Source organism: Xanthomonas sp. NCPPB 2586 (genome assembly GCF_041475775.2).
GTDB lineage: Bacteria > Pseudomonadota > Gammaproteobacteria > Xanthomonadales > Xanthomonadaceae > Xanthomonas > Xanthomonas campestris.
Genome location: NZ_CM192981.1, coordinates 2,784,319 through 2,797,186 on the forward strand (window position 1 = coordinate 2,784,319; position 12,868 = coordinate 2,797,186).

Annotated in this window: 11 protein-coding genes and 1 pseudogene; 4 read left to right on the plus strand and 8 right to left on the minus strand. The window is 66.2% G+C overall.

Features of this window, described 5'->3' with window-relative positions:
* Window positions 1-6: 6 nt before the first annotated feature.
* The 5 genes from ACCQ09_RS11850 to ACCQ09_RS11870 all read right to left on the minus strand — a co-directional run bounded on the left by ACCQ09_RS11850 (window position 7) and on the right by ACCQ09_RS11870 (window position 5,683).
* The gene (locus ACCQ09_RS11850) at window positions 7-621 is read right to left on the minus strand and encodes a hypothetical protein (protein ID WP_040942322.1); all 615 of its coding nucleotides are present in this window, start codon (window positions 619-621) and stop codon (window positions 7-9) included.
* A gap of 10 nt (window positions 622-631) precedes the next feature.
* Window positions 632-1,768 carry a cyclic di-GMP phosphodiesterase response regulator RpfG gene (gene rpfG / locus ACCQ09_RS11855; protein ID WP_011037024.1) on the minus strand — a complete coding sequence of 379 codons (1,137 nt, stop codon included), beginning with the start codon at window positions 1,766-1,768 and terminating at the stop codon, window positions 632-634.
* Window positions 1,769-1,906: 138 nt separating this feature from the next.
* Complete coding sequence (gene lysS / locus ACCQ09_RS11860) at window positions 1,907-3,424, minus strand: lysine--tRNA ligase (protein ID WP_075285726.1); 1,518 nt, start codon at window positions 3,422-3,424, stop codon at window positions 1,907-1,909.
* A 211-nt stretch (window positions 3,425-3,635) separates the two neighbouring features.
* A protein-coding gene (prfB, locus tag ACCQ09_RS11865; RefSeq protein ID WP_100097357.1) for a peptide chain release factor 2 occupies window positions 3,636-4,761 on the minus strand; the annotation gives its coding sequence in 2 pieces (ribosomal slippage) (window positions 3,636-4,685 and window positions 4,687-4,761; 1,125 coding nt in all).
* Window positions 4,762-4,834: 73 nt separating this feature from the next.
* On the minus strand, window positions 4,835-5,683 hold the full coding sequence (locus ACCQ09_RS11870) for a LytTR family DNA-binding domain-containing protein (RefSeq protein ID WP_227971156.1): 849 nt from the start codon (window positions 5,681-5,683) through the stop codon (window positions 4,835-4,837).
* 206 nt (window positions 5,684-5,889) lie between these two features.
* Between ACCQ09_RS11870 and ACCQ09_RS11875 the strand changes: the two genes are divergently transcribed.
* The 4 genes and pseudogenes from ACCQ09_RS11875 to ACCQ09_RS11890 all read left to right on the plus strand — a co-directional run bounded on the left by ACCQ09_RS11875 (window position 5,890) and on the right by ACCQ09_RS11890 (window position 9,652).
* Window positions 5,890-6,216, plus strand: coding sequence for an acyltransferase family protein (locus tag ACCQ09_RS11875; RefSeq protein WP_267129919.1), 327 nt, complete (start codon window positions 5,890-5,892; stop codon window positions 6,214-6,216).
* Window positions 6,217-6,362: 146 nt separating this feature from the next.
* The gene (locus tag ACCQ09_RS11880) at window positions 6,363-7,085 is read left to right on the plus strand and encodes an acyltransferase family protein (RefSeq protein WP_323370235.1); all 723 of its coding nucleotides are present in this window, start codon (window positions 6,363-6,365) and stop codon (window positions 7,083-7,085) included.
* Window positions 7,086-7,260: 175 nt separating this feature from the next.
* Window positions 7,261-8,534, plus strand: a pseudogene (locus ACCQ09_RS11885) (acyltransferase family protein).
* Between the two features lie 89 nt (window positions 8,535-8,623).
* Complete coding sequence (locus tag ACCQ09_RS11890) at window positions 8,624-9,652, plus strand: DUF1176 domain-containing protein (RefSeq protein ID WP_011037017.1); 1,029 nt, start codon at window positions 8,624-8,626, stop codon at window positions 9,650-9,652.
* 87 nt (window positions 9,653-9,739) lie between these two features.
* On the opposite strand, the gene recJ is transcribed toward ACCQ09_RS11890, so the two are convergent.
* Genes recJ through greA form a run of 3 tightly spaced genes read right to left on the minus strand, consistent with a single transcriptional unit; the run spans window position 9,740 to window position 12,864 of the window.
* A complete protein-coding gene (gene recJ / locus ACCQ09_RS11895; RefSeq protein ID WP_040941373.1) occupies window positions 9,740-11,479 on the minus strand; it encodes a single-stranded-DNA-specific exonuclease RecJ in 1,740 nt (579 codons plus the stop codon).
* Complete coding sequence (locus tag ACCQ09_RS11900; RefSeq protein ID WP_040941374.1) at window positions 11,476-12,396, minus strand: phosphoglycerate mutase; 921 nt, start codon at window positions 12,394-12,396, stop codon at window positions 11,476-11,478. Before ACCQ09_RS11900 ends, recJ begins: the two co-directional genes overlap by 4 nt.
* Window positions 12,397-12,399: 3 nt before the next feature.
* Entirely contained in the window at window positions 12,400-12,864 is a 465-nt protein-coding gene (greA, locus tag ACCQ09_RS11905; protein WP_014507602.1) for a transcription elongation factor GreA, read from the minus strand.
* Between the last annotated feature and the right edge of the window lie 4 nt (window positions 12,865-12,868).

Genomic DNA, 12,868 nt, shown 5'->3' on the forward strand with positions numbered 1-12,868 from the left:
GACGCCTCAGACGCGCGGCGGCGTCGATGGGGTTGGGATCCTTCCGTGCTGCGAAGCAGCGTCGATACCTGCTGCTGGCGACCCGGCCATTGCCTGGTCCCGCTCGCGTAGCGTACGCAACAATGACATAGGAACCACGATCAGCGCACCCAGAAGCGCGATCCCCAAGCCAAGCTGGCCCTGCCAATACGTGCTATTGGCAAGCGTCGTGCCGAAGCTGAGCGTGGCCATGGCAACAGCGGTATGCAGCGTCTCGCTGCCGAAGCGCAGCCCATTGCCGATCGTGATCCAGAGCAACACGACGTATAGAAAGGCCATCGGTGCGCCCATCCAGGTCATTGCCAGCCCGATCAAGCCATAGTCGGCGAGCATCCCAAGCGTCCGCCGCAGATGCGAGCGCGGTGGGCTTGCCACAATCCGGCAAAAGATCAGCACTGCTGTCGCCTGACCGATCGCGATCAGACAGAACAGCTGCTGCAACTGGCGCCCGGAGACCGGCCATCGGGGAGCGCTGATCAGCGTGTAGACCAGGATCAGCGCAATCAGCGTGATGCGTACCAGGGCTTGACCGTGCTCGCTGTCGGCGCGCCGGGCAAGTCGAGCACGCAGCTGGCTGAGCACCGCCCTCACCTCACACCCCAGGACGCGCCGATGCGGTGGAGAACTGTCCGCAGATCTGCTCCAGTTGCGCGCGCCCGCGCAGCAGTGCGTCCACGCAGCGCGGGTCGAACAGCCGACCGCGTTGGGCGTACAGGTAGGCTAGTGCTGCGTCCATCGTCCATGCTTCCTTGTAAGGCCGTGCCGAGAGCAGTGCGTCGAAGACGTCGGCCACTGCCACGATGCGTGCTTCCAGCGGTATCGCCTCGCCCACCAGGCCGTCGGGATAACCGCTGCCATCGTAACGCTCGTGATGGCGTAGCGCGATCAGCGCGCCCACCTGGATGAAGCGGTTCTGGCTGCCGCTGAGCAGCTCATAGCCGATGCGCGGGTGGCGCTTCATCACGTTCATTTCGTCTTCGGTGAGCTTGCCCGGCTTGAGCAGCACCGAATCGGGAATGGCGATCTTGCCCATGTCGTGCAGTGGCGCGGCCATCTCGATGATGCGCACTTCTTCTTCGGACAAGCCCAGCTGCTCGGCCACCAGGCCGGCCACGTGCGACATCCGCTCCAGGAAGGCACTGGTGCCGCCGTCGCGGTATTCGATGGCGCGTGCCAGGCGCGAAAGCGTTTCGCGTTCGCGCTCTTCGACCTCGTTCATGCTCGCAAGCAGGCGTTGCTCCAGCGACAGCGCACGTTGCTTGACGCTCTCGCTCTGCTGGCGCAACTGCAACAGGTTCGAGCAACGGGCGCGCAGTTCGCGCGGCCGGATCGGCTTGACCAGGAAATCGATCACGCCCGCTTCCAGCGCCGCCTGGCGGATCGGCTCGTCGCCGACGATGGTGATCAGGATGATCGGAATGTCGCGGTGGCTCGGCAAACGGCGCAGCCGCCGCGCGAACTCCAGCCCATCCATGCCCGGCATCCGGTAATCGAGCAGCAACAGATCCACGCGACCAGCTTCGCACCAGGACAGCGCGTCCAGCGGATCGCCGAAATCGTAGACCTTCAACTCCGGCGCGATGTCTTCGATGACATGACGCAGCATTGTCCGCGCGGACATCTGGTCATCGACAATGACGATGTTCAATCCCAGATCCGCCTTTTCCGACCAGCTTCCCCATGTCTCCGCCGAAGATACACCCGCCGGATTCCCTAAAACATCCTGCATAACCGTTTCTCCTCTCGTTCGAGAACGGGAAAGCGACGACGTCGGTCCCTGTACCGACTCCTCCGGCCATACCGTGACCGGAGCTCCGCCCTAGCATATGCAGTATCTGTGCCGTCGGCACGCGGCGGCACAAAAAAATCAGGCTTCCGGGCGCATGTAGGGGAACAGCAGCACGTCACGAATGGAGGTACTGCCGGTCAGCAGCATCACCAGCCGATCGATACCGATGCCCAGCCCGCCGGTCGGCGCCATTCCGTACTCCAGGGCACGGATGTAATCGGCGTCGTAATGCATGGCTTCGTCGTCGCCGCCGTCCTTCGCCTGCACCTGGGCCTGGAAACGCGCCGCCTGGTCTTCCGGGTCGTTGAGCTCCGAGAACCCGTTGGCCAGCTCCTTGCCATTGATGAAGAGCTCGAAGCGGTCGGTATACCCCGGCTCGGTGTCGCTGGCGCGTGCCAGCGGCGACACCTCGACCGGATGGTCGGTGATGAAAGTCGGCTGCACCAGCGTGTGTTCGACGGTGGCCTCGAAGATTTCCAGCAGCAGCTTGCCCCAGCCGTAGGACGGCTTGACCTTGATCTTGAGCCGCTCGCAATGGCGCAGCAGCGCCGCGCGGTCGGTGCAATCGGCCGCGCTGATCTCCGGGTTGTGGTGGCGCACCGCCTCATCCATGCGCCAGCGTCTGAAAGCCGGCGCCAAATCAATGTCGGCGCCGTCCCAGCTGACCTGGGTGGTGCCGAGTACGCCCTGGGCGGTGTCGCGGATCACCTGCTCGGTCAGGTCCATGATCTCGTGGTACGTGGCATAGGCCTCGTAGAGCTCGAGCATGGTGAACTCGGGGTTGTGCCGGGTCGACACGCCTTCGTTGCGGAAATTGCGGTTGATCTCGTAGACGCGCTCCAGCCCACCGACCACCAGCCGCTTGAGGTACAGCTCCGGGGCCACGCGCAGGTACAGGTCCAGATCCAGTGCGTTGTGGTGGGTGGTGAACGGCTTGGCAGTGGCGCCGCCGGGGATGTAATGCATCATCGGCGTTTCAACTTCCAGGAAGCGGCGCGCGTCCAGCCAGGCGCGGATGGCGCGGATGATCTTGGAGCGCTTGATGAAGACCTCGCGCGCTTCCGGGGTGACGATCAGGTCCACATAGCGCTGGCGATAGCGCTGCTCCACGTCCGACAGGCCGTGCCACTTGTCCGGCAGCGGACGCAGCGACTTGGTCAGCAAACGCAGCGCAGTGGCCTTGACCGACAGCTCGCCGGTCTTGGTGCGGGTCAGCCCGCCCTCCACCGCCACGATGTCGCCCACGTCCCAGCCCTTGAAGGCGGTGTAGGCATCGCCCAGCACATTGCCCTGCAGGAACAACTGCACGCGCCCGGACTCGTCCTGGATCTGCGCGAAGCTGGCCTTGCCCATCACCCGCTTGGCCATCAACCGGCCCGCCAGCTTGACGCTGCGGTCGGCTGCTTCCAGCGCTTCGGCAGTCCAGGTTTCGGCCTCGGCGAACTCGGCCTGCAGGTCGCCGGCAAAGTGGGTGCGCACGAAATCGTTCGGATAGGCGATGCCCTGGCCGCGCAACGCGCCCAGTTTCGCGCGCCGCTCGGCGATGAGGCTGTTCTCGTCGGCGGGGAGCTGCGGCGTGGGGGTCTGTTCGGTCATGGCGGGAATCGATCTGCAATGGGTCGGGCACGGGCCCGGTGGGGGTAAGGCGCCGGTGGGGTCGGCGCCGCTGCGACGGTGCAGCGCGATGGAACGATCGCGTAGCGGTGTCGCGTGGTGTGAGATCGCAAGGCGTCGCTGGCGAGCGACGCGGTCTCCGCAGTGCTGCAGTGCGCCGGTGCGACATTACCGCCGCACCGGCGCACCGCACTCAGGCATCCAGGCGCTTGGAGCCCGCCGCCAGGCCGGCCTTGAGGCTGGCTTCGACGAATTCGTCCAGATCGCCATCGAGCACCTTCTGGGTGTCGCTGCGTTCGATGCCGGTGCGCAGATCCTTGATACGGCTCTGGTCGAGCACATAGTTGCGGATCTGGCTGCCCCAGCCGATGTCGGACTTGGTCGCTTCCAGCGCATCGCGCTCGACGTTGCGCTTCTGCACTTCCAGCTCGTACAACTTGGCGGCCAGCATCTTCATCGCGTTGTCGCGGTTCTGGTGCTGGCTGCGGCCGGTCTGGCAGGCGACCACGGTATTGGTCGGAATATGCGTGATGCGCACCGCCGACTCGGTCTTGTTGACGTGCTGGCCGCCGGCACCCGAGGAGCGGTAAACGTCGGTACGCAGATCGGCCGGATTGATGTCGATCTCGATGTTGTCGTCCACTTCCGGCGACACGAACACCGAGGTGAAGCTGGTATGCCGGCGGTTGTCGGAGTCGAACGGCGACTTGCGCACCAGCCGGTGCACGCCGATCTCGGTCTTCAACCAGCCATAGGCGTACTCGCCTTCGATGCGGATCGTGGCCGACTTGATGCCCGCGACTTCGCCGCCGGACACTTCCATCAGCTCGGTCTTCCAGCCGCGCGACTCGGCCCAGCGCAGATACATGCGCAGCAGGATTTCCGCCCAGTCCTGGGCTTCGGTACCGCCGGCGCCGGCCTGGATGTCGACGAACGCGTTGGCGCCGTCCATCTGGCCGGAGAACATGCGCTGGAATTCCAGCTTTTCGACGTGCGCCTGGTACTTGTCCAGGTCGGCGATCACCGCCACGGCGGTGTCTTCGTCCTGCTCGCTCTCGGCCAGGTCCAGCAACTCGCCGGCATCGGTGAGGCCGGCCAGCACATCGGCGATGCCGATGACGGTCTTTTCCAGCATGGAGCGCTCGCGTCCCAGCGCCTGGGCGCGCTCGGCGTCGTTCCAGACATCGGGGCTCTCAAGCTCCCGGCTGACTTCCTCTAGACGCTCTTTCTTGACGTCGTAGTCAAAGATACCCCCTGAGCGAGAGCACGCGATCGTTGAGATCGGTGATGCGCTGGCGGATCGGATTGGTTTCGATCATGACGGACTTCCGGCAAACAAGCCCGGTAGTTTAGCAAGCGGGCGGCGACGGCGGAACGCGGTGGCCATCCAGTTCAGCCCGGCACAACCGGCACCGCTGGCGCCTCGGCATGGCCGGCGGCCCGCCGCAGCGACGCCAGGTAACGGCGGCTGCACGGCAGCGGGCCATTGCCGGACAGGTGCACGCGCGCCTCGCCGGCGTCCAGCGGCTCGATGGAAACCACGCAGCCCAGGTTGACGATGTAGCTGCGATGGATCCGCACGAACACGGCCGGATCGAGCTTCGCCTCGATCGCCGTCATCGTGCTGCGCAGCGGATAATCGTGCCCGCGCACATGTAGATTGACGTAATTGCCGGACGCCTGCAGCCATTCGATATCGGCGGCGGCGACCAGGAAATCGCGCCCCAACTTACGAACCAGAAAGCGTCCGGGGCGCTCGAGCGACTCCACCGGCGCGCCTTCGTCGGGCGCAGCCAGCAGCCGCACTTCGCCCTGCAAGCGCCGCAACAGAAACCGGTAGCCGTGCATGCACGCGACGATGATCACGAAGGTGCGCACGTCCTTGAGATATTCGTAGACCAGTTCCTGCGGCCACGCGCCGAAATCGTAATGCTCGCCCAGCAGCCGATAGGCCAGCATGCGTAGCCCGACCATCGTCAGGACGTGCACCACCGAGACTGCCACGCTCAGCAACAGATACCAGGGCAGCCGGCGCCACCAGGTATCCAGATGCAACGGCAGCTTGCGCGTGAACCAGCCAATGACGGGGACGAGCATCAGCAGCCAGACCAGGCCGCTGGACAGCTCCCAGACCCAGGGCTCCCAGCTTTGGATCGGCAGCCCGGCGCGCCGGCGATCCATCAACTCGGTGACCGCGTTGCCGCTGGCGTTGACCACCACCACCAGTAGCCAGAAGAACATGCCTGCGCTGCGCTGCCACGGCAGAAAGCGCTCCAGGGTCGTGCGGGCGGGGTCAGTGCTCATCCCCATATTCTAGGGCTGGCACGGCTGGTCGCCTCCAGTGCGGACGCCGTTCCCTGAATCTCCCGATATCGCCCCTATCCGCTGGCCGCCTAAAGCGCCGCCCCATGTAGTTGGCCCCCTATCGGCGATGGCAGAGGCAGCCAATGCAAAGGCGTCACGATCTGGACTGGCTGCGCGTCATCGCGTTTGGCCTGCTGGTGCTTTACCACGTCGGCATGGACTACGTGACCTGGGACTGGCACGTCAAAAGTCCCACCACCCAGCTGATGCTGCAGCCGGTCATGCTGCTCAGTAGCCCGTGGCGGATGTCGCTGCCGTTCCTGATTTCCGGTGTCGCCACAGCCTTCATGCTGCGCAGCAGGCCGGAGGGCTTGCTATATCGACGATCGCGCCAGTTGCTGCTGCCGCTGTTGTTCGGCATGGCCGTGATCGTGCCGCCACAGTCCTATTATCAAGTGGTGGAACAATGACCCGGCGGCTACCACGAGGGCTACCTGGCGTTTTATGCAAAGTATCTGAGCCCCACCAAGGATTCTGTGGCACCGACGGCGACTGTCTGCGCCTGCCGACCTGGAACCATCTGTGGTTCCTGCCTTACCTGTGGGCTTACACGCTGGTGGCCTGGTTCCTTTGGCGTCTGCTTCCTGCCGACGCGATGGTGCGGATACGCGCATGGACCGCGCGGGAAGTTCGGGGCTGGCGGGTGTTGCTGGTACCGGTGACGCTCCTGGCGCTGGCACGTCTGCTGCTGGTGGCTCGCTTCGAGCAGACCCATTGGCTGTTCGACGATTGGTACAACCACGCGCAGTACCTGCCGATCTTCCTGATCGGAGTGCTGATTGCGCCAATGACCAGCGTCTGGGAGTCGCTGCAACGCCTGCGCTGGGTGGCACTGCTGCTGGCCGTTTGCAGCTATGCGTTGATGATCCACACCTTGTATTTATCCATTTACGATGACGCGCATCCCGCGCCCACCACGCTGCGCCTGCTCTTGCGGGTGCTGTGGGCGGTCGACCAGTGGTGCGCGATCGCCGCCGTCCTGGGCTTTGCCTACCGTTTCCGTCATGCAGACGGCGCCGCCTTGCGTTATCTCACCGCTGCCGTGTTTCCGGTCTATGTGCTGCATCAGACCATCATCGTGGTCCTGGCGCATTCCCTGAAGCCACCGGCACTGCCGCAACTGGTCGAGAGTGCGACGCTGATCGTCGTGACCGCCGCGCTGTGCCTGGCGGGCTACGAGGTCATCCGCAGACAGCGCTGGCTACGGCCGCTTTCTGGCCTGCCAGCGATGACAAGGCTGCGCGCGGCTCCCGTCATAAAGAAAGAGACGGCGACGTAGCGACGCCAGAGCCGGCCTTCGCTCGGGTGAAACTATTCGCGCATCTCGGGCCAATCGCCCGCTCGCCGTCCCCGTGGGACCGCAACTGGTCACACAGGGACGGCATTGCTCCCTTGGCGCAGCTGTATGGGGCCAGATTGCCGAGGGTGCGGGCACGCCTTCCAACGACACCATCATGAACGAGCGCCGCCACGATATCGATGCCTTGCGCGTCTTCGCCTTCGCCCTGCTGATCCTCTATCACGTGGGCATGGCCTACGTGGCCGGCTGGGAGTTCCACCTCAAGAGTGCCTATACCACCGAGTGGTTACAGGCGCCGATGATCGTTCTCAACCGCTGGCGCATGCCGCTGCTGTTTATGATCTCCGGCATTGCGATCGGGCTGGCGCGTGCGGAACGCGCGCCGTGGCAGTTCGCATGGCGACGCTGCGGCCGGTTATTGCCTCCATTGCTGTTCGGCATGTTCGTGGTGGTGGCGGTGCAGGCGTACTGCCAGGGCGTGACGAATGGAAAGGTCAGCCCGGGCTTTGGCGCCTTCCTGCTGCGCTATTGGCAGGTGCGTCCCTGGCCGGCCGGCAGCTTCGATGGCTGGGAGCACGGCATCACCTGGAACCATCTGTGGTATCTGGCCTACTTGCTGCCGTACACGCTGTTGCTCCTGGCGCTAATGGCGCTGGCCCGCGCGCTGCCGACGCTGGCACTGCCACGGCTGCCCGCCGCCGTGCTGGTACCGGCGCTCTTGCTGCTGCCCATCCTGTGGGAAAGCATCTGTGTGCTGTGGGTGCTGCCGCGCTACCCGCCCACCCACGCATTGGTCGGCGACTGGTTCGTGCATGCCGAATCGCTCCCGTTGTTCCTGTTGGGCTATCTGCTGGCGCATAACGCGCGCTTTTGGCGCTGGGCGGTGCAGCTGCGCTGGCTCACCTTGGCGAGCGCGGTGCTGGCAATCACGGTGGAGCTGACCTTGCGGGCGGGCGGCCAATCGCTACTGCCGGCCGGCTTGCAAACCGCGCTGGCCGCGCTGCCGCTGGGGGTGATCGAGCGCCTCGCGCGCGCTGCCTATACGTGGCTGGTACGTGGCTGGCCTTGCTCGCTTTGCTGGGCTGGGCGCGGCATCGCCTCAACCGCCCGTTCGCCTGGTTGCCGTACTGCACCGAGGCCGTGTTTCCCTGGTACATCCTGCATCAGAGCCTGATCATCGTCGCGTTGTACTGGCTGGCGCCGTTCAAACTCGGTGCGTGGCTGGAGCCGGCCCTGGTGCTGGCGGCGACCGTGGCCGGATGCCTGTTGCTGCATGAGCTGGTCATCCGCCGCCTGCGTTGGCTGCGTCCGTTGTTCGGCGTGCCAGCGCGTCCCCGCGCCGCGCCCGCTGTGGGCACGGGTGTTTCTGCGGCTGCTGAGCACCCAGGCGAGCCTAGGCAGCGCGATCAACGCGGCACATTGCCCTAACCCGCGCCAACCGTACTCCGCCGCGGGATGGACGGCAACTGCCGGCGGCACGCAAGATGCGCTTCCGTTCCTGTTGTTGAAGATCATCGATGCGCCCTTCCCTGTGTACCGCCCTGTTGTTGCTCTCGCCTGTCGCCGCGCTCGCCGCGCCTGCCACCAGCGTCGATTTCAGTCACGACGACTGGACCATCGCCTGCGACAACACCCGCACCTGCCGCGCTGCCGGCTACCAGGCCGATGACAGCGACCCGCCGGTTTCGGTGTTGCTCACCCGCAAGGCCGGTGCCGGCCAGGCGGTGACGGCGGAGCTGATGTTGGGCCAGTACGACAAGGTCAAGATGCCGGCCTCGCTTAGCCTGCAGATCGATCAGCGCAACCAGGGCAAGCTGGCGCTGGATGGCAAGCGCGGCACTGCGGTGCTGACCAGTGCGCAGGTCGGCGCGCTGCTGGCGGCGTTGCCACGCAGCAGCAAGATCGTGGCGCTCGGCAACGATGGCCGGCGCTGGCAGTTGTCCGATCGCGGCGCGGCCGCGGTGCTGCTGAAAATGGACGAATTCCAGGGCCGGATCGGCACGCGCGGGGCACTGGTGCGCAAGGGCGACCGCGACGAAACCGCCGTGCTGCCGCCATTGCCGGCACCCCAGGTCCGCGCGGCCAAGCTCGCCGCAGCGCAGGCAGGCGACGCACGCCTGGGCACGCTGCCGGCGCTGTATCAGGCGCTGCGCGCCACCCTTCCTGCCGATGAGGAGTGCAAGGGGCTCGACGCCAGCGATGCGTCGGAACCGCTGAACGTCACGCGCCTGACCAACGACAAGCTGCTGGTTTCCACCGATTGCTGGATGGGCGCGTACAACATCGGCACCGGCTTCTGGGTTGTGAATGCGCGCGCACCGTTCACCCCAACCCTGGTGACCCTACATGCCAGCGATCTGGATGGCGCCACCATCCTGGAGTCGCAGAAGGGTCGCGGCCTGGGCGACTGCTACAGCCAGGCAGCGTGGACCTGGGATGGCCGCCGCTTCGTGCTGACCTCCAAGTCCACCTCCGGCCTGTGCCGGCTGGTCGCCGCCGGCGGCGCCTGGGAGCTGCCAACCGTGGTGGCCGACGTCAAACAATAACCTGCCCGATCACCCGGCCGGCGCATCGTCAACGGCGCGGTCTGCAGCACGGCAGATCGCGCCAGGCCTGCGCCCGGAGCGCACCGCTCAACCCGCTGACGCCGCCGGCTCGCAGTGCTCGACGATGAGCTGTACCGCAGTGCCACCGCGGTAGTCGTCGCCGACCAGTCGATAGGCGATGCGCACCGTGCGCGCTGGCTCGCTGCCGCGCCAGCCATTGAAGTGGATGGCGTTGAGCGGCTCGGCGCGCCCGGCGCAGCGCAAGGTCAGCTTGAGGTGGCGCTCCTTGAGCAGGCGCCATTGCAGCACCTCGAATTGCCCATCGAACAGCGGTTCGGGAAAGCCCTGCCCCCACGGCCCGGCGGCACGCAGCGCTTCGGCATGCAGATGATCGAGTTCGTGCGCGGCCAGCTCGCCATCGCTGTGCAATTCGGCCTGCAACAGCGAGGCATCGACCATCGCCTGCACCTGGGTCTGAAACGCCTGCTCGAACGCGGCCAGCGCGCGGTGCTCCAGGCTCAGGCCGGCCGCCATCGCATGCCCGCCGAACTTCTGGATCAAGCCCGGATGGCGCGCATCCACCGCCGCCAGCACGTCGCGGATATGCAGGCCGGGAATGGAGCGCGCCGAGCCGCGCAACTGGTCGCTGCCCGGCTCGGCCGGTGCCAGCGCGATCACCGGACGGTGCAGGCGGTCCTTGAGTTTGGAGGCAACCAGGCCGATCACGCCTGGGTGCCATTCGGGGTCGAACAGGCAGGCGGCCATCGGCAGCGCACCGTCGGCAGCCAGCATCACCTTGGTGACGGCCTGCTCGGCATCGTCGGTCATCAACTGCTGCACCGCGCGGCGCTCGGCGTTGATTTCTTCCAGCAGACCTGCGATCTCGCGCGCCCGGCTCCAGTCCTCGCACAGCAACAGTTCGATGCCCAGCGCCATGTCTTCGAGCCGGCCGGCGGCGTTGAGACGTGGCGCCAACGCAAACCCGATATCGCTGGCACTCAACCGCGCCGCATCGCGGCCGCTGGCGTCGATCAACGCACGCAGGCCGATGCAGCCTTTGCCTTCACGCAGGCGGCGCAGGCCCGCAGACACCAGTGCGCGGTTATTGGTGTCCAGCGGCACCAGATCGGCCACCGTGCCCACCGCCACCAGATCCAGCAGCACCGACAGGTCCGGTTCTGCGCGCTCGGCAAAGGCCCCGCGCGCGCGCAACACGCCACGCAAGGCGAGCAGCACGTAGAAGATCACCCCGACCCCGGCCAGCGTCTTGCTCGGGAAACTGTCCTGCACCAGGTTGGGGTCCACGATCGCATCGGCCGGCGGCAAGACCTCGCCGGGCAAATGGTGATCTGTGACCAGCACGGTCCAGCCGCGTGCCTTGGCCGCCGCAACACCGGCATGGCAGGCGATGCCGTGATCGACGGTGACCAGCAGATCCGGCTGCAGCGCGGCCAGTTCGTCCACCAGCGCCGGCGACAGGCCATAGCCATGCACCATGCGATTGGGCACCGCATGGTGCACATCCAGCGCGCCCAGCATGCGCAGACCGCGCACGCCGACTGCGCACGCGGTAGCGCCATCGCAATCGAAGTCACCTACCACCAGGATGCGGCGTTGTGCGGCGATCGCATCGGCCAACAGTTCGGCGGCGACGCGGCTGTTGTGCAACAACTCCGGCGACAACAGCTGGCCGAGCCGCGGGTGCGCGCCCTGCACATCGACCACGCCGCGCGCGGCGTAGATCCGCCGCAACAACGGCAGCATTGCGTCGGGCCAGGTGCCGCCCTGCCCGGGCGGGCGTCGCACAATCGTGGGGCTGGAGGTCATTGCACCAGCTGCAGGCGCGGCTTCCGCCAGAACCGCCAGCGCTGCGTGCGCTGCAGCGTCAGGGTCTCGCCGTCCTGGAAATCCAGCACCAGGCGATCGAGTTCGCCGCGCGCGATGGCGGCGAGCAATGGCGCCACCGCATCGGCACTGAACTGCTCCAGCGAGCGCAGGTGGCGCAGATCCACCAGCGCATCCACGCGCTGCTCGCCCTGCGCATCGGCACCTGCGGCAAGCGCCAGCGAACGCAGCAACGAATCGCGGCTGCGTACCTGGCGGTGCGGCGAGGTCACTGCGTGCGGCAACACGCCGCCACCCCAGAACCACAGCGAATTGATCGGCGGCTTGCCGCTGGCCACACGCCCCTCGTTCCAGGGATGCTGGTGCAGCACCACCTGGGCTTCGGTCAGCAGCGCGCGCCAGCGCCGGCCCGTGTCGCCGGCCGGCAAATGATCGAACAGGTCTTCACCGATCGCCGCTTCGGGTGAGGCGAACTCCGGCAGCTGTGCATCCGGCGACAGCCGCAGATACCAGCGCGAGGGCGTGGGTGCATCCAGCAGAAAGCCGGCATCGCCAAACATCGGCTTGAGCACCGGCAACAGCATTACCAGATCTTCGGCGGTGGCGCCCAGTGCTTCGCCGTAACCCATCAAGCGCGCGCCCTGCATGTCCGGCACCACATAGGCCGGATCAGCGCGGACCCAGGTCGCGCCAGCGGCGTCGCCGGCATCGAGCTGACGCGTCAGCGCCGCCACAGGCCACTGGTGCGGGGTGAGCGCGAAATGGCGCTGCAACTGCGCCACTTCGCCAGCCTCGGCCGGCTGCACATCGGCGCGCGCCAGTGCACGCGCCACCGCTGCATCGCCCAGGGTTCCGGGCAGGCGGCGGCGTTCCGGCAGCAGCAGGGTCGCGGTGGTCATCGATCAGTCGAGATACGCCACACTGACGACTTCGTATTCGCGCTGCCCGGCCGGCGCATCGATGGTCACCGAATCGCCTTCCAGCTTGCCGATCAGCGCACGCGCCAGCGGTGAGGAGATCGCGATCAGGCCCAGCTTGATGTCGGCTTCCAGATCGCCAACGATCTGGTAGCGCTTCTCTTCGTCGGTTTCGGTATCGGCCAGCGTCACGGTGGCACCGAACACGATCTTGGTGCCAGCCGCCAGCTTGGTGATGTCGATGATCTCGGCATGCGACAGCTCGCCCTCCAGCTGCTTGATGCGGCCTTCGATGAAGCTCTGCTGCTCGCGCGCGGCGTGGTACTCGGCGTTTTCCTTGAGGTCGCCGTGCGCACGCGCTTCGGCAATCGCGGTGATCACCGCCGGGCGCTTGACCGACTTCAGGTGGTCCAGTTCCTCGCGCAGACGCTGCGCGCCCTTGGACGTCATGGGG

Coding starts and splice junctions, on each gene's coding strand:
- rpfG (WP_011037024.1), bottom strand. CDS start 1,768: ATGCAGGATGTTTTAGGGAATCCGGCGGGTGTATCTTCGGCGGAGACA.
- lysS (WP_075285726.1), bottom strand. CDS start 3,424: ATGACCGAACAGACCCCCACGCCGCAGCTCCCCGCCGACGAGAACAGC.
- ACCQ09_RS11870 (WP_227971156.1), bottom strand. CDS start 5,683: ATGTTCTTCTGGCTACTGGTGGTGGTGGTCAACGCCAGCGGCAACGCG.
- ACCQ09_RS11875 (WP_267129919.1), top strand. CDS start 5,890: ATGCAAAGGCGTCACGATCTGGACTGGCTGCGCGTCATCGCGTTTGGC.
- ACCQ09_RS11890 (WP_011037017.1), top strand. CDS start 8,624: ATGCGCCCTTCCCTGTGTACCGCCCTGTTGTTGCTCTCGCCTGTCGCC.
- recJ (WP_040941373.1), bottom strand. CDS start 11,479: ATGACCTCCAGCCCCACGATTGTGCGACGCCCGCCCGGGCAGGGCGGC.
- ACCQ09_RS11900 (WP_040941374.1), bottom strand. CDS start 12,396: ATGACCACCGCGACCCTGCTGCTGCCGGAACGCCGCCGCCTGCCCGGA.
- greA (WP_014507602.1), bottom strand. CDS start 12,864: ATGACGTCCAAGGGCGCGCAGCGTCTGCGCGAGGAACTGGACCACCTG.